Source organism: Anaerotruncus sp. 1XD42-93 (genome assembly GCF_009917605.1).
Lineage (GTDB): Bacteria > Bacillota > Clostridia > Oscillospirales > Ruminococcaceae > Anaerotruncus.
In genome coordinates this window covers 1-16,614 of record NZ_QZEG01000056.1, presented here as the reverse complement: position 1 = coordinate 16,614, position 16,614 = coordinate 1, and the positions used below count along the sequence as shown (strand labels likewise).

The 16,614-nt window shown below is 47.6% G+C and carries 17 protein-coding genes, 1 tRNA gene and 2 pseudogenes; 18 read left to right on the top strand and 2 right to left on the bottom strand.

Translation table 11 applies throughout. The features are described 5' to 3' along the window. The coding region (locus tag D5269_RS14620) for a transposase (protein WP_166545215.1) at positions 1-224 on the bottom strand (224 nt) is incomplete at its 3' end. A gap of 167 nt (positions 225-391) precedes the next feature. On the opposite strand from D5269_RS14620, the gene D5269_RS14615 reads away from it, so the two are divergent. The 3 genes from D5269_RS14615 to D5269_RS14605 all read left to right on the top strand — a co-directional run bounded on the left by D5269_RS14615 (position 392) and on the right by D5269_RS14605 (position 1,845). Beyond that, on the top strand, positions 392-1,171 hold the full coding sequence (locus D5269_RS14615) for a biotin--[acetyl-CoA-carboxylase] ligase (RefSeq protein ID WP_016315123.1): 780 nt from the start codon (positions 392-394) through the stop codon (positions 1,169-1,171). Then, positions 1,168-1,587 (top strand): DUF3842 family protein, encoded by a 420-nt coding sequence (locus D5269_RS14610; RefSeq protein WP_016315124.1) that lies wholly within the window; start codon positions 1,168-1,170, stop codon positions 1,585-1,587. The genes D5269_RS14615 and D5269_RS14610 overlap by 4 nt, the downstream gene beginning before the upstream one ends. 181 nt (positions 1,588-1,768) lie before the next feature. Further along, positions 1,769-1,845: transfer RNA gene (locus D5269_RS14605), tRNA-Met, on the top strand. A 192-nt stretch (positions 1,846-2,037) separates the two neighbouring features. Here D5269_RS14605 and D5269_RS14600 read toward each other — a convergent pair. Next, a pseudogene (locus D5269_RS14600) lies at positions 2,038-2,220 on the bottom strand (tyrosine-type recombinase/integrase); the annotation flags it as partial. Positions 2,221-2,563: 343 nt separating this feature from the next. On the opposite strand from D5269_RS14600, the gene D5269_RS14595 reads away from it, so the two are divergent. The 15 genes and pseudogenes from D5269_RS14595 to D5269_RS14525 form a co-directional block, all read left to right on the top strand. Further along, a complete protein-coding gene (locus D5269_RS14595; protein WP_120486504.1) occupies positions 2,564-2,806 on the top strand; it encodes a single-stranded DNA-binding protein in 243 nt (80 codons plus the stop codon). A gap of 59 nt (positions 2,807-2,865) precedes the next feature. Further along, on the top strand, positions 2,866-3,849 hold the full coding sequence (locus D5269_RS14590; RefSeq protein ID WP_166545214.1) for an ATP-binding protein: 984 nt from the start codon (positions 2,866-2,868) through the stop codon (positions 3,847-3,849). 22 nt (positions 3,850-3,871) lie between these two features. Next, entirely contained in the window at positions 3,872-6,436 is a 2,565-nt protein-coding gene (locus D5269_RS14585; RefSeq protein WP_120486503.1) for a S8 family serine peptidase, read from the top strand. A 519-nt stretch (positions 6,437-6,955) separates the two neighbouring features. Next, complete coding sequence (locus D5269_RS14580) at positions 6,956-7,477, top strand: DUF5720 family protein (protein ID WP_120486502.1); 522 nt, start codon at positions 6,956-6,958, stop codon at positions 7,475-7,477. Positions 7,478-7,507: 30 nt separating this feature from the next. Then, positions 7,508-8,395, top strand: coding sequence for a DUF6017 domain-containing protein (locus D5269_RS14575; protein WP_120486501.1), 888 nt, complete (start codon positions 7,508-7,510; stop codon positions 8,393-8,395). Positions 8,396-8,466: 71 nt separating this feature from the next. Further along, positions 8,467-9,450: a toprim domain-containing protein gene (locus D5269_RS14570; protein ID WP_120486500.1), complete on the top strand. Its 984-nt coding sequence runs from the start codon at positions 8,467-8,469 to the stop codon at positions 9,448-9,450. A 13-nt stretch (positions 9,451-9,463) separates the two neighbouring features. Beyond that, a complete protein-coding gene (locus tag D5269_RS14565) occupies positions 9,464-9,688 on the top strand; it encodes a hypothetical protein (RefSeq protein WP_120486499.1) in 225 nt (74 codons plus the stop codon). Between the two features lie 34 nt (positions 9,689-9,722). After that, positions 9,723-10,007: an XRE family transcriptional regulator gene (locus D5269_RS14560; RefSeq protein WP_120486498.1), complete on the top strand. Its 285-nt coding sequence runs from the start codon at positions 9,723-9,725 to the stop codon at positions 10,005-10,007. Next, positions 10,008-10,919, top strand: a complete 912-nt coding sequence (locus D5269_RS14555) for a hypothetical protein (RefSeq protein ID WP_243126896.1) — start codon at positions 10,008-10,010, stop codon at positions 10,917-10,919. It begins immediately after the preceding gene. Between the two features lie 30 nt (positions 10,920-10,949). Then, positions 10,950-12,974 (top strand): LPD1 domain-containing protein, encoded by a 2,025-nt coding sequence (locus D5269_RS14550; protein WP_120486497.1) that lies wholly within the window; start codon positions 10,950-10,952, stop codon positions 12,972-12,974. A 16-nt stretch (positions 12,975-12,990) separates the two neighbouring features. Then, positions 12,991-13,821, top strand: a complete 831-nt coding sequence (locus D5269_RS14545; RefSeq protein ID WP_120486496.1) for a hypothetical protein — start codon at positions 12,991-12,993, stop codon at positions 13,819-13,821. A 2-nt stretch (positions 13,822-13,823) separates the two neighbouring features. After that, positions 13,824-14,921 carry a YodL domain-containing protein gene (locus D5269_RS14540; RefSeq protein ID WP_243126897.1) on the top strand — a complete coding sequence of 366 codons (1,098 nt, stop codon included), beginning with the start codon at positions 13,824-13,826 and terminating at the stop codon, positions 14,919-14,921. Positions 14,922-14,927: 6 nt separating this feature from the next. After that, complete coding sequence (locus D5269_RS14535; protein ID WP_120486494.1) at positions 14,928-15,728, top strand: hypothetical protein; 801 nt, start codon at positions 14,928-14,930, stop codon at positions 15,726-15,728. Between the two features lie 51 nt (positions 15,729-15,779). Further along, positions 15,780-16,250 carry a PcfB family protein gene (locus D5269_RS14530; protein WP_120486493.1) on the top strand — a complete coding sequence of 157 codons (471 nt, stop codon included), beginning with the start codon at positions 15,780-15,782 and terminating at the stop codon, positions 16,248-16,250. Continuing rightward, a pseudogene (locus tag D5269_RS14525) lies at positions 16,247-16,546 on the top strand (type IV secretory system conjugative DNA transfer family protein); the annotation flags it as partial. The gene D5269_RS14530 and the pseudogene D5269_RS14525, both read left to right, overlap by 4 nt. Positions 16,547-16,614 lie beyond the last annotated feature (68 nt).

Genomic DNA, 16,614 nt, shown 5'->3' with positions numbered 1-16,614 from the left:
CACACTCCAGCGTCCCGCCAACGCAGGAAATTGTTGTAAACAGTTTTCCATGGACCATAATATTCTGGAAGATCCCTCCATGGGGCTCCCGTTTTGAAAATCCATAGCATCGCATCTACCTGTTCCCGAGCATCTTTTCTCGGTCGGCCCATTTTCCCCTGTTTTGGGAATAGTGGCTCTATCCTTGCCCTTTCTTCATTTGTTACACTATGCCGTCTTTTCATATCCTCTATTTTATCATATTTTCTACTTTAGGGACACGACCTAAAAAGCTCTGGGGTTTACGGTGTTGAAGATTGAACAAATTTATGATATAATGAAAGACATCAAGAGAATCGGGATGATGCTTCCGTCTCTATAAGGAAATGGGTTTGCGGAGGAAGATATAAAAATGGAACAGATTTCAGAGGACCAGATTCGGAACTGGCTCTCGGCAGATCGAGAACTGATTGTTTATGAGGAAATAGATTCAACTAATAATGCAGCTAAGCAATGGGCACAAAAAGGTGCACCAGATGGAAGCGCGGTGGTTGCCCTCCGGCAGACTGCAGGGAAGGGAAGGCTGGGGAGGAGCTTTTATTCGCCCAGCGCCACCGGTATCTACATGACGGTGATCCTGCGGCCATCCCTTTCACTGGAGCAATCGACACTTGTAACCTCGGCAGCAGCAGTCGCCACCGCAAGGGCGATCGAGAAAGTTACCGGGATTTCGGTGCAGATTAAATGGGTGAATGATCTCTATCTTAATGGAAAAAAGCTTTGCGGGATTCTTGCAGAGTCGGCGCTTTTACCCGATGGAAAGCTCAATTATCTCGTAGTAGGAATTGGGGTCAACGTATCGACCGACAGTTTTCCTCCTGAGCTTTCGGAAATTGCGACTTCACTTGCAGCAGCGGGTGGCGAAGAGATCAACTGTAACCGTTTGATTGCTGCGATTCTTAATGAATTTAGGCAGGTCTGCGCTGAACTCGAGAATCGGGAATATCTGGAAGAATATAAATTGCGCTCCTGTGTACTTGGAAAATCGGTCCAGTTAATACGTGGTAAGGAGTCACAGGAGGCATTCGCGCTCGATGTCGATCGTGATGCGCATTTGGTGGTTCGGTTGCCAAATGGATCCATCCAAACGATCCGTTCGGGAGAAATCAGTCTGAAGGGGGATTGGAGATGAGCCTTTATGTGGTTGATGGACAGGGAGGAGGCATCGGACGCAGCTTGATCGAGCGCCTAAGAGTAGAATTGCCTCAGGTGCAGATTGTTGCTGTCGGTTCGAACGCGATGGCAACAGCTTCGATGCTCAAGGCTGGTGCAACTGCTGGTGCAACCGGAGAAAATGCAGTGATTTATTGCTGTAGCCACGCCCGGGAACAGGATGTCATCATAGGTCCAATCGGGATTGTGCTGGCAAATTCGATGTTGGGAGAGCTGACTCCGAAGATGGCGCAGGCGGTTTCAGAAAGCCGGGCATATAAAGTGTTGATTCCTGTGCAAGCAAGCCGGAGTCATGCCGCGATTGTCGGAGTGGAAGAGAAGACAATTGCGCAGTACATAGAGGATGCGATCACAATTCTGAAAGGGATAGTATAAAATGTTTTGTAATTCATCTCTTCAACAGGAGTCCGGAAGTTGATGTTGCATTTTACTCTCTAAAGTTTTTTAAAATTTATTTTTACACTTTTTAGATAAAAAATTGAAAATAGTGCTTGCAATTTGGATTTATATATGCTATACTAATCAAGTACTAGAAATTCTATGAAAAATTAAATACCGCGGGGTGGAGCAGTTCGGTAGCTCGTCGGGCTCATAACCCGAAGGTCAGAGGTTCAAATCCTCTCCCCGCAACCAAAAACCCGCATGGCAAGCCGCTTTGCGGGTTTTCTCTTGCCATTTTTCTCTCGCAAATTTGTTGCAGTTGGGATTTTTTCACTCGTTAGGAAGATGTGCAGCAAAAGTGAATAAATTCCGGGCGGTTTTCAGTGTAATTTGGATTGTTGCAGTTTTGTTGCAGTCCTATTTTTTTGCCAGAAAAAATCTTCCCTACTGTGGCGTGTCCCTCTTTGGTTCCTCTGTTCCTGGCAGGAAACCGCTCATTCGATTGATGGCTTTGCGCTTTTCATCGTCCAGCACATGGGAATATTTCTCTGTGGTGACAATGGAGGCATGGCTCATCAGGTTCTGGATGATGCGGATTGGAACATTCTGTTCCATCAGTCTGGTGGCGAAGGTGTGCCGTTACGATATAATAACGACAAACGGAAAAAGCCTTTATTTTCAAGGAGTCCACGCGTTTGCCGTCATTTATTCAATTCCTTTTCCAAGTTGAAATTTGACGAGAAAATTATCAAAAAAAGGAGGCTGTTTCATTAACGACAAAATTTAATAGCGCCAGCGGTCCGGTGTATTGCCTGGCCGCTGATTGCCGTGGGCGTTTCACTTTTATAGGTGGGCGTCCTTTTTACGGACATACAGATGATTTATGTATTTAGCCTCTTGAATATTGATGAAAATCTGCTATACTATAAACAATGTTGTTTATTCTGTTGTTGACAACAAGGAGGATAAAATGAAAACTGTAAATGACCTTTTGGAACAAGCCATAAGTGAAACACTGAATTTAAATAATAATGAGGTTTTTTTGCTAAAAGATCTTTTTAAGGGGTATGAATGGAACAGAATATCACGCGGCGACAGATTGCTATTAGGTACATTGTTTCTAAATTACGTAAATTCATCAAGAACCTATTTACATCCCATTGAGAAAACTTCTTCTAAGCAGCAAAAGTATAGAGTATGTAATAATCAGTGATTTTTATAAGTTGCCAAATAGAAAATCAGTGAAAACCCGCTGGGAGGAAGGTATTTATAATGAAAGCAGAGTTATTTAAAAGATTATTTAAGGCTATCTTTACAGAGGACATAATATCTTTAAAGAAAATTGCCAATACAATCATACAAGAAGAACGAAAACTAGGACATAATGTACTTGCAGATGCTTTAGAGAAAATCTCTGTTACTGAAAAACCCAAATACACATTATTCGATAGTAAGAAAACAGAAAGCGGTTTATCTTCTTTACCCAAAAGTAAACGAACAAATTCGCAATTGGTTTCCTATATATCAAGAGAGCACTTGAAACACCATATGGTTTTACCTGAAAATGTTGAAGATAGGTTATTATCAATTGAGCAAGAGTATGTTGCCCGTGAAAGGCTAAAAAAATATAATCTTGTACCAAAGAAAAAAATTCTTCTTTATGGACCGCCGGGATGTGGAAAAACATTAAGCGCAGAGAGAATTGCTTGGAATTTGGGATTGCCATTGTTGAAAGTTCGTTTTGATTCATTGCTTTCATCATATTTTGGAGAATCGGCTTCAAACTTAAGAATGATATTTGAGTATTGCAAAAATGAACCCGTTGTTTTGCTGCTTGATGAATGTGATTTTATAGCAAAGTCTCGCGTCACAACACAAGATGTTGGAGAAGTACCACGAATTGTTAATATGCTTTTGACTTTGCTTGACGAATATGATGCCCCAGGTTTGGTTTTAGCTACAACAAATCTAAAAGTATCGCTTGATGAAGCGCTTTTTCGGCGTTTTGACGACGTTATTGAAATGCCTATTCCGGGTAGCGAAGAACGAAAACGATTATTGGAAATGACACTATCTGCCATACCAGTTTCTCCAAAAGTAGATTTGACGAGCATTTCAGAGCAACTAGAAGGATATTCTGCTGCTAATATCGTTTTAACAGCACAGCGAGCTGCTAAAATTGGTGTTTTAGCTGGATGTAAAAAAGTGGATAAAGATCATTTTACTAAAGCAATTGAAGAAAGCTCTAAATTTTAGAGCATACTAGGGAGGGTTATGAATGGCTGAAAATAATATGTTTGATCATCTTCCGCTACCACTTTTATTTTCTGGGAAACCCAAATTACGCGGTAGAGCTCCTACTTCGGATAAAACATTGCAGAATAAGGAAAATCGTATTGTACATGGTGGTTACATGAAACGTCGTTCAACCGAATTATCTCGTTTTTGGAAAGAACGTCGCTTAGACCGTATAGACAGAGAACTACCCGAAATAGAAATGGGAGTTCCTATCTTATTAGAAATTGACCCATCTACAAATATAGATTTTTTACGTGGTTTAGGTTTTGAAATTGTATGTGAAATAGAAGATGGTTTTATTATTGTTGCGAGCGACGATGTAGATTTCTCTATTCTAAATAAAAAAGTTGATGCTTTTATTGCAAATATAACGGCAAAATGTAATTCACCAGCTAAAATTTATGCTCTTTGCGAAGATAACGATAGATTAAAAAGAGTATTATCACCAGAACTTTTTGAAAAGTGGTCTACCATTTTGCCAGATAATATTTATACAATTGATGTTGGCATTAGTTGTTGTGGCAATACTGAGCTTCCTAAACGTCCTGCCCGTGAGGAAGATGAAACTGATGAACACTATGCAATTCGTGAACAACGCTGGATAAAAAAGTTTAATGATGCTTATATGGCATGGGATGAACTTAAAATGGAGCGCGAAGAAGTTTTAGAAAATTTTATCACTGATTATTATGGAGAAATTATAGAACTTGCTGATGGTTCTCAGGGTGTGTCGAATTTGCCAGATAGTTTTTCAGCACGTTTAAAAATCTCTGGTAAATGCTTATATGATTTCGTCTTGAATTTTGCATACATTTTTGAAGTTTCAGAAAGCGAAGAAATAAATATGGGAGAAAGTTGTGCTGACTATGAGGATTTTACAGAAAATCTGCATATTGAATCTCCTGCTACATCCGCGCCTGTTATATGTGTATTGGATAGTGGAATACAAGAAGCGCATAAATACTTAGCTCCTGCCATTGTTAATAATGAATCAATATGTGTTATTCCTGAAAATGTAAGTACGAATGATGAAGTCAGCGGAGGCGGACATGGAACAAGAGTAGCTGGTGCAGTTTTATATCCTCAAGCAATTCCAACAGAAGGCACTTACCATTTACCTTGTTGGATTCGCAATATGCGAGTCTTAGATGAAAATAATAGTATGCCTGAAAGTGTATATCCGCCTAAGACAATATCAATGGCAGTTCAAAAATATCATAATGAAAATACTGTTCCATCAAAAATATTTAATCATTCTATAGGTAGCAATAAATCTTGTGAAATGAAACATATGACTTCTTGGGCCGCTACAATTGATAGCGAATCTTATGAAAATGATGTTTTGTTTATTCAAGCAGCAGGAAATATTTCACCGGATATAATATCCGCTTATTGGCAAGCAGGTTATCCTTATCCAATGTACTTGGATAGAGAATTATGTAGAATATCTAATCCTGCCCAAAGTTTACAAGCACTTACGGTTGGTTCCGTGTCAGCAACTGATTTTGAAACTGATGATCTTATTGCATTAGGAAAGAAGATGGAAGCGTCCTCCTTTTCTCGTTCTGGGCCAGGTATTTGGGACGTTTTAAAACCAGAAGTGGTAGAATATGGTGGTACACATGTGTATAATAAAGGGAGCATTCCACCACAACTTACAACACCACCAGAGGTGTGTCCTGAATTAATTCGGAAATCACCAGAAGGTCCGGCTTTTTCATCTGATGATATTGGTACGTCCTTTGCAGTGCCAAAGGTTACTTATATTGCATCACAAATTGAAAAAATTTTGCCCGACTCTCCTGCATTGCTATATAGGGCTCTTATCGCACAATCAGCACGATGGCCTAAGCAAATCAGTGAACTTAGCAAAGAGGAATGCATTTCTACCTTACGCCAAATAGGATATGGTATTCCAGATGTTGATCGAGCCACTCATAATGATGATTATCGAGTAACTTTGATAACGCCATCCCTTTTAGAGTTAGGGGACGATGATGCACATATTTTTCGTATTCCGATACCAGAAGAACTATCCAGAGTCGGTGAGGATTATGATATTTTAGTTGAAGTAACACTTTCTTATGCGGCAAATCCTAGACGTACACGCCGATATATAAAGGGTTATTTATCGACATGGTTAAATTGGCAGTGCAGCAGAATTGGAGAGAAAGCAGAAGTATTTGCACGGCGCATTTTTGAAACTGGTTCGGTCATTGAAGATGATGGAGATTTCAATTGGGTAATTGGAGAAGCTACGAATCGTGGGATGGCTGATAAATATTCCCGTAAAAATGGTACCTTGCAAAAGGATTGGTGTATAATAAAATCCAATCAATTGAGTGATGCTTTTTGTATTGCGGTTATAGGGCACAAGGGTTGGGGTGGTCTATTTAAAGCAAAATATACTCTTGCGGTTAGTTTTGAGGCAATTAATCAAGATATTCCTATTTACGAACCAATAAGAACAGAGATTGAATTGGCTATTGAAAATAATGAAATTGAGGTTGAAATGTCTGGCAATATCGGCAACAACAAAAGGTAAAGGACGGAGGGTTGTACAAATTGACGATTGTATAACCCTCTTTTGTATGTTACAAAATGCTAAACTTGGAGAAAAACGATTTCATGATTTTAGCAAAAGCTTACTCGCTTACATAAAGCTGACGACAAAAGAGTATTTGGCAATATTTTAACTTAATTTGAAAGAAAAATCATAAAAATATTTCAAATTTGGGTCTAATAAGTAGCGAAAGTAACGAAAAACACCTTTAAAATGAATGAAAAATACTGGCGTGGGAATGCCGTTACGGTATAATAACGACAAACGGAAAAAGCCTTTATTTTCAAGGGGTTTGAGCGTTTGCCGTCATTTATTCAATTCCTTTTCCAAGTTGAAATATGACGAGAAAATTATCAAATAAAGGAGGCTGTTTCATTAACGACAAAATTTAATAGTGCCAGCGGTCCGGTATATTGCCGGATCGCTGATTGCCGTGGGCGTTTCACTTTTGCAGGTGGACGCCCTTTTTTCATACCCATTTTCAGAAGAAAGGAGATTCACATGGAATTAAATGAAATGGAAAAACGGCTGCTTTTTCAGGTTGAGGGTGACTATCAATCCAAAGTCCTGAACGAGCTTTACATGACCGCCCGGTACACAAAGAATCCCGAACAACGGAAGGCAGCGGAGAATCTGATGGCAAAGCTGCGCGTCCTGACGGATGCCGAGTGCATGGACATTGTGCGGGATATTCAGAAGAATTACCGTCTGCCCTACCAGCCCCGGACGATTGGGGAAAAGATTGCCGAGGCCAGGCAGCAATCCGGCGCGGAGAAATTGAAGGGGCACGACATCATGGCGCTGGAACGCTTCGACCCGGAGGTACGCCACATGATCGTCTTTGATGTGCTGTCTTATGATTCCCCGGTGGGTGACAAAGGCGATAAGATGCGCCTGTTCCTTACGGATGCCGGCTATCAGAAATTCTTAGACAGCCAGGAACGGGGCGAAGTCAAACTGAAAAACCATGCGAAGGTCTCAGGCGGGCACCTCCACTATGACCGCAGGGATCGCACCTTGTAATGGAAATAACCGAAGAAAGGAGGCTGTGAAATGGCTGTATTCCGGGTAGAAAAAACGAAGGACTTCACGATCATGTGCAACCACCATCTGCGCAATACGGAACTGTCCTTAAAGGCAAAGGGGCTTCTCTCCCTCATGCTGTCGCTGCCGGAAGATTGGGACTATACCACAAAGGGGCTCGCCCATATCTGTAAGGACGGTGTGGATTCGATCACCACCGCCCTGAAAGAACTGGAGCGGCACGGGTATCTCACCAGGCAGCGCCTCCGCTATGAGAACGGGCAGCTCGGAGATATTGAATATACGATCCATGAAAAGCCTGTAAACGCTGAAAAACAGGAAGATTCACCTAAACGGGAAAATCCAAGACAGGTAAATCCAGGACAGGCAAAACCTGAACAGGCAGAACCTGGACAGGCAGAACCTGGACAGGAAAATCCCGCACAATTAAATACTAATCCACAAAGAACTAAAAAATCAAAAACGGATATATCAAGGACCCATCAATCAATCTATCCGGCAGAGCCGGAGGCGGCGGGCCGCCCGGATGGGATGGATCGGATTGGATTGATAGACGCTTATCGTGAAATCCTGAAGGAAAATATCGAGTATGACTGTATGGTCTCCCGGTATGGGAAGGAGCGCTTAGACGAGACTGTGGAGCTTATGCTTGAAGTGGTCTTATCCAAACGGCCATATATCCGTATTGCCGGGGATGATTTTCCCAGGGAAGTGGTAAAGGGCCGTTTCCTGAAGATCAATTCCGGCCACTTGGAGTATGTCTTTGACTGTATTGACAAGAATACTACAAAAGTCGGGAATATCAAGGCATACCTGCTGGCGGCGCTGTATAATGCCCCGGCAACAATGGACAGTTATTACCGTGCCGAGGTCAACCATGACCTGTACGGCTGTTAGGCGCCTCCGGGCGTCTTTTTCATCACGGAAAGGAGGCAAAGCACGATGAAAAGAAATACTGTGCCGGCGCGATGCCCGGCGTAACCAAAGAACAGATTCAGGCGGCGCGGGAGGCGGACCTTTTCGCATACCTGCAGTTCCATGAGCCTGGGGTGCTGAAACGGGACGGCCCCAATTACCGGCACAAGGAACATGACAGCCTGGTCTATGTGACCGGGAAAAGGTACTGGTACTGGAACAGCCGGGGCCGGAGTATCAACGCCCTGGATTACCTGATCCAGATTCGGGGCTATGGGCTGGTGGATGCGGTCCATACGCTGGTAGGCGGGGAAATCCAGCAAACGCCGGCTTATCGGAGTGCAGCAGCAACAGAACGCGTGCATAAGGAACCGGAGAAGAAACCTTTTTCTCTCCCCTGGGCCAGACGGTGCGCCACCTCTGCCGTTTCCTATTTGCAGCGGCGCGGGATCAGCCCTGATGTGATCAGCCAGTGTTTCCGGGAAGGGCTGTTCTATGAGGCACGGTATCATGGCGAGCCGGTCTGTGTGTTTGTGGGAAAGGATGATGCGGGGAAAGCAAAGTTTGCATGTATGCGGAGCATTACCGGTAATCTCAGAAAAGATGTCTACGGCAGCGACAAGGAATATAGCTTCTGCTATCCACCGAGGAATCCGGGCAGCCGACATGTGGCGGTGTTTGAGGCGCCCATTGACGCCCTCTCCCATGCCACGCTGCAGGAGTTAGAAGGCTGGAAATGGGATGGCTACCGGCTATCGCTGGGCGGAACTTCCCATGTGGCGCTGATTGCATTTCTGAAACGCCACCCGGAAATACGGCGCGTTAATCTTTACATGGACAATGACCTTGGCGGCCTTAAAAATGCCAGGAGAATCAAGGCAATGCTCCATGAGGAACGGCGTTTCAGGCATATCCGGGTGGGGATCAACCCGCCCCGCACAGGGAAGGACTACAACGAAAAGCTGCTGCGGATCAGGGAGCAGATACAGGAACGCCAGCAGCCACGCCGCCAGAAAGAGGCGGCTGTTTCTATTTAAGGGGGATTTGCTTATGAATCAAAACCAGCAGATTTGCTTTACGGACAGCGCAGGAAAGGAACTGTTTTCACTTCCAGACAACGGTGTACTCTGCCTTTTCTATGGGAATGGCGATACACATTTTTCTCTCTGCCGGTTCCTGGACCAGACCCATGCGGAGATTGACGGAGTGAAATATGCCGTCCAGGAATTTGCCCGGAGGATGGAACACAACAAAATCAGCTTTGCCCCGGTTTAACAGCGAGGGGCCAGAATAACAGGAGGAATTTATCATGACAAATACAGAAAATACCGCTTTACAGATGATTGCCGAAGCTGCCCGGTGCCCGGACTATGGCCCTGACATGGTTAAGACCCTGATGGAAAAACTGGATATGAACGAGAAAGGCTTTGCGCTTTTGATGAACGTTGCCCCTTCCACAGTCCGGCTCTGGACCAGCGGTGCAGCGCAGCCATGCGGAACGGCCAAGCGGCTCATGCAGATTTACGAGACCGGGCCGGAGATCGTCGGCAAGATTGCCGGAGGGCAGCCGCCAGCAGATGGGAGGAATTTATAAATGGCACAAACCACAATGAAAGAGGACGCGCTTCCGCAGATTCACTTAGTCCGCGATACGGATTTAGGCATGTTTGCCTATGAGCTCCATATCTTGGCCGGGGATTTCCTGCGAGAAAGTGAATTCAACCTGCGCTCACTGGCAACCAACACCGGGCCGGATTCTATCGCTATCATGGGAAAAAACCACATATGGCTTGCTGATGCCCTGTCTGCCTACTATCCCACAGGAGAGCTTTACCGGATGGCCGCCATGACAGAATACCCCGCCGCAAGGGCCTTCCTGTTCCACACGGAACGAAGGGAGGACGGGCGCCCGTATGGGGATGTCCTGATGATGGACCTTGACACGCTGCGGCAGGACATAGAAAGGAATACCCTCTACCCTTACGGCGTCAGCATGGAATACCGGGACGGCACGAAGGCGGAGGCAGGCATTGAAAAATGGGAGGCAATGGAGCTGTGCGAAAAGGACGCCCTGAAAACCTGGCGCTACCTCTATGCGCCGGAGCAGGTGACGGAATGGCAGTACCGCTATTCTAACCGGTTCAGCCAATGGAAGGAGCAGGCATTTTCCTATATGCCCCAGGATTTGGAGGAACGGCTGAATGTGGAGTATATGGAGGCGGCGCAGAACCCGGATACGGATATGTACCGCATATCGCTTGGGACGGCGAAGCAAATGCTCCTTGACGGCGGTCCGGTCTACCGCCTTTTTCCCGGAGGGCCGGAAAAGGTACCGCCGATTGCGGCAGTCACGGGGCTCTGGTATGAGAATTACCGGGAGTTTGCCGTTACGCCGGAGGATTTGGGCGCACTTGACCGATTGGTCCGTAGGGAAACGGACCGGATCATGGGAATACGCCCGCAGCATGATAAATCACAGGAACGCCGCCCTTCCACGGAGCGGTGATTTTTTATGACAGACTGGAGGTGATAATGATTGGCGGATAACATGCAGCATGAAGATTTCGGGGAAAAGATCGGCGGTGCAAAAAAAGATTTATGGAAGGACCGTGGGCTCTATGTGAACGATCTGGACGCCATGAATGAGCGTGAAGCCGAGAAATTTGTAAAAAAGGATAATATCTGGAAGAAACCGGATTATGAGGCCATGCTGGAGGATGGGATTCCTCTTGGCGTGGTCTATTTTATTAAAAAGGCACGGGACGGGCTGAATGCCTCCCCGCAGTATTACCGCAGGGATGATACGCCGGAGAAACGCCTTGCAAGGCAGAAAGAATATATCCAGACAGTACGGGAGCTGCAGAGTGTGGTTTCGGAGGTTCGCACCGTGGAGGATGCCATGCAGGTCTATGACCGTTTCTTTGTGAAAAACGGGTATCTGGAACAGGTGCAGGGCTGGGGCAGCGGCACCCATTACCAGGCAACGGAGAAGGGCCGTGAAAACCCGGCCATTACAAACAAGCTGTCCAATGCCCTGATGATCCGCTCGGCAGGATATTTTGAGCGGAATTTCACACAGAAAGCACAGAAGGAACAGTTTGGCGTTTCCAAAGACCAGAAGGTGCCGAAGGGCTATGCAATCCATTTCAACGACGGGAAGAATACCTATTCCAAAAATAATGACTGGAAACCTGATACCTATTATGTGACGAAGGGTTATTCCATCTTACAGACAAATTTTGAAACGCGGGAGGCCGCCCTGAAATGGGTGCAGGAGCTGGCGAAAGGCCGCAGCAAGAGCGGAAAGACGCGGTTTGTGCCTCCCCAGCTTATCGCTGTGCGGCGGACCGGGCCGGATTACAGAAACGGCGCAGAGATTACCGGGCAGCATTACCTTGATACCTTCGGATTCCGCGGCGGAGAGTTCGGGAACTGGATGAACCAGAATGACCGGCAGGCTTCCCTCAACATGGGGTTTGATGCGCTCAAAGATTTGGCGGCTGCCCTGCAGGTCAGCGACAGGGATATTGCCTATCAGGGAACGCTTGCCATCGCTTTCGGCGCCAGGGGCAGCGGGAATGCGGCGGCCCATTATGAACCGCTGCGCAAGGTTATCAATCTCACGAAGATGCACGGGGCCGGCTCCTTAGCCCATGAATGGTGGCACGGATTGGACGATTACCTGGGTACGAAAATGGGGGCAAAAGGGATGCTCTCGGAACAGCCCCGCCTTTATGCGCCGTTCCAAAAGCTGATCGATACCATGAAATATAAGCCGGAGACACCGGAGCAGGCGGCGGCCCGAACCGAAGCACAGACAGAGCGCACCCGGAAGAATGCAGCAGGCTGGCTGGATTCGGCGGTGCTCGGTTCCCTGAAACGGCATGGCAATGAGGAACAGATGGAAACCTACGCGGTTCTCAGGGAGGCGTTCTTGTCCGGCGAGGCCGGCTCCGTGGAACAGATCAGTGCCTTTAAGAAGTCTGTCACCGGGCGGGTGATCCCGAAAAGTGAGCGGGAACGGCTGGAAATATTCGAGCACATGCTGTCCGGGATGCAGGCACAGGAGGCGCCGCAGATCGGACGGGTGGAAACTGATTTTTACCGGAATTCCATGCGCATGGGTAAGGAATGTGAAAAGGACGGCGGCTATTGGGACAGTAACGTGGAAATGACCGCCAGGGCCTTCGCCTGTTACATCAAGGATAAGCTGCCCTATCAATCGGATTATCTGGCAGGCCATGCGGATTGTGCTGTTACCTTCGTTTCCGATAAAGACGGAAAAATGGAGGTTCTGAAAGCCTATCCGGAAGGTGAGGAACGCAGAGCCATCAACGCGGTGTTTGACGAGATCGTGGCAGACCTGAAACGGGAGCAGATACTTACCCATTCGGATGTGACGCTGCCCCTTCCGGCGCAGCCGTTGGTGGAGAATGAACAGATTTCCATATTTACGTCAGAGAGGCCTTCGGTCATGGCGCAGCTTGCAGCGGCGAAGCCGGCAGAAAAAACGATCCCGGCACAGGCGGCCCCGAAAAAGAGCCATGCGCCGGAGATTTAAGGAGGTGTGAAAGAGTTTGGAAGAAAATAAAGATTACCGCGCTTACCGGTACGGCGATCATTTGGAACCAGGTGCAGAGCTGAAAATCGAGCACAGTGTTTTTTGTGAGGATGTGGATATTTCTTCCCTGATTACAATGGGCGCCGAAAATCTGGAATCCATGCACCAGGGAAGTATCGACGGTGAACAGAAAGCCTATGAGATTGTGGTCGCTGCGGCAAAGCAATGGGAACAGCAGGCAGCCGCCACGCAGATGATTAACCGTGCATTGGAATATCTGCGGACCCCGGAGGTGGTGCATACCGCAAATGAATGGCGCAAAACCGGCAACTGGCGGAATGAAGAGGAAATCAGTAACCGTGTCTATCGTATGACCTGCGGCATTTGGGAAGATACCAAATATGACCGGGAAACCAAACAGAGCGTACCGGTTGCCTGGTATGTGACCTGGGATGTCTATGTGAACTCCCCGAAGCAGGGTTATGGCGAAAAGATTGCCGGGCAGAACCAGAAACGCTATACGGTCAGAGCCGCTGCAGAAAAGTACCTGGAAGGACGGAAAAAAGCCTATTCCCATTTATTTACGGAAATTTCCCCGCAGATACCCAAACAGTATGAGCGCCATTTTACCGTGTATGGAGCGCTCCTGCCGGGCTATACAGTGGAAGGCCAGGAACCAGTAAAAACAGACCGCACCGCCGCCGAAGTTTCGGAGGGCGGTATTTCTATGCCTGAAAAGCCGGAGAAACCTTCTGTGCTGGGAAAGCTGTCTGCGGCCAAAACGCAGGAGAAAATACCTGTTGCCCCTGGTGCGGCAAATAAAAAGAAGGAGGACATGCAGATTTGAAAGTGTTGATGATAGAGCCTGGGAAAGCGCCTTATGAGGCCGAGCTTGACGGGAGCCTTGCATCCATGCAGGAGGCAGTCGGGGGAGGCATAGAGGGCTACTACCCTTATGCGGAGCCTGTCGCGATTGTCTGCAATGATGAAGGGGAAATAAACGGGCTGCCCTTAAACCGGGCAATCTACAACCAGGACGGCGAGATGATCGAGATCATGGCCGGCACCTTTTTCATAGCCGGCCTCGGCGAGGAAAGTTTTGCCGACCTTCCCGATTACTTTATGGAGCAGTTTAAGGAACAGTTCAAATACCCGGAGAAGTTCTTCCGGCTGGCTGGTGAGATCGTTGCGGTGAAGCAGCCCCTCCCGCCGGAGGAAAAACAGCAGCCGGCCCCTGTCATGGAGGAACCGGACGGGGACGATATAAGGCTTGACGAATCTATGGACCTGGCCTTCGACCTGGATGAATTTTTCAGGCAGAACAGCGGGGCCTATGCAGACCTGTACCCGGATTCCCATGCGGAAAAGGAACGCATGGCGGACGGGCTGCTTTCAGGAGATACCGGGAAAATTCGCATGAGGCTGGCGGCATTTGAGCGTGAGGAACACATGGAGGGAGAAACAGCGCCGCTTCTGGAGCGTATTTCTTCCTATGAAAAAGAGTATGGGATCAGCACTTGTTCCATTTACCAGCTTGACTTATCGGACAATACAGATAACCTCCGTTTTATGTCACTGGATTGGGTACAGGGCAAAGGGCTTTCCGTGGATCGGGATCATTACCAGATGGTCTATGCAATGCAGCGGGAACCGGGCGAAACACTGGAGGATATTTACAGGCGTTTTAATATCGACCACCCGGAAGATTTCAAGGGTCACTCCCTTTCCGTTTCCGATGTGGTAGTCCTGCATGAAAAAGGCACTGATACCGCATATTACGTGGACAGCATCGGCTTCAAGGAGCTGCCGGATTTTTTCGGCGCAGGAACCCCGGAGGCAAAGCGGGATGTCTCCGTGCGGGAACAGCTTGACAGTGCGAGGAAACAGGCGGCACAGGCAGAGCCGAAAGCGCCGGATAAAAAGGCCAGAGGGCCGGAAAGGAGCTGATAGCCTATGCTGATGGCAGTAGAAGGGCCCTATGCGCTGATGGTGCAGCCGGACGATATTTTAATCTCTCCCCGTGAAGTGGACGAACATTTCGGGACAATGGCCTGCTTCCATCCCCGCTATGTGCTGGGTGACAGCCACAATTACATGGATAAAGACGATTTCTTGCGGGAAATGTATTTAGATACCGTGGGGCATGATGAAGCGGGTCTGAAACGCTATGAACATATGGTGAACATTGTGAGCAGCCGGTTCCGGCACGGACCAAAGACGGAGGAACGGGCGGTTGATGACGCCATGCTGAAGGTGATCTCCGAAAAATACATTACACTGCCCCTTTATCTCATGGATCACAGCGGCCTTGCCATGCAGACCACAAGTTTCAATGATCCCTGGGACAGCGGGCAGGTGGGATGGATTTATGTTTCCAAAGAGGACGTCCTGAAAGAGTTCGGAGGCGAAAAAATGACCGGTGCTATTCGGAAAAAGGCGGAGGATCTGATGCGCAGCGAAGTAGCGGCTTATGATTCCTACCTGCGCGGCGAGTGCTACGGATTTGAGCTTTACAAAAACGGTGAGCTCACGGATAGCTGCTGGGACTTCATGGGCGACCTGGCCGATGTCTGTAAAGATATGGCTGAATATCTCCCGGAGGGCTGTAAGGATATGGTGGAACACCTGGAGGAACAGGAGCACCCGGCGACCATCATCAAGACGCTTCTGAAACATGCGAAAATTCAGGTGGACCAGGCGGCAAAAGCCTTTGAGCACGCCCCGCGCCAGCAGGTGATCGGGGACGCCCGTTAAACAGTTATTTCCTATTTATAATTACAGATTCTATCAGGAAGGAGGATGCTTATGCAGGAAGATTTGGAACAGCGAACCGTATCGGTCTCCATCCAGGCAGCAAAGCTGTCTGGGCGGGTGCTGCGTTCTGCGATTGCCGCTGTTCTCAGGAAAATGGAGCAGGAACGCACCACCCCGAAAGTCGGCAGGAACAGCATGAAACGGCTGACCTATAAAGACCCAGGGGCCAATACCATTGAAGTGTCCGGCAGAATCCGCTCTTTTGAGCGGTACGCCAGGAAACACCAGGTCCGCTACCATATTGAAAAAGAGCTGGGGACTGATCCACCGAAGTGGACGGTCTATTTCAAGGCAAACCAGGCGGATGCTCTGACAGCGGCTTTTAAGGAATATACGAGAAAGGACCTTACCCGCAGCACCAGGCCATCGCTTCTTTCGCAGCTTCATAAGTTCAAGGAGCTGGCGCAGGCACTTGGCCGTGACCGGGTGAAAAACAAGGAGCATGGAGGGCCGGAACGATGAAGATAGATACCGATGCTCTCAAAAAGCAGGTGATCCTTCACCTGCCCTATCTTCTGTTCCTTCTGGTATTTGCGAAGCTGGGCGAGGCGGTGCGCCTTGCCCCCGGAGCGGATGCCTCACAAAAGCTGCTTGGGCTTTCCGAAGGATTTACTCTGGCGTTTCAGAGTATGTGGCCGGGTGCGGCGCTGGACTGGCTAGTGGGATCATGCGGAGCAGTGATTGTGCGGCTGGCTGTCTATCTTAGAGGAAAGGACGCAAAAAAATACCGCAAAAATGTGGAATACGGATCGGCCCGTTGAGGTGCATAATCTTAACTGTAAGCAACGCCTATATTGACGCAGGAGGATATGCACATGAATGATTA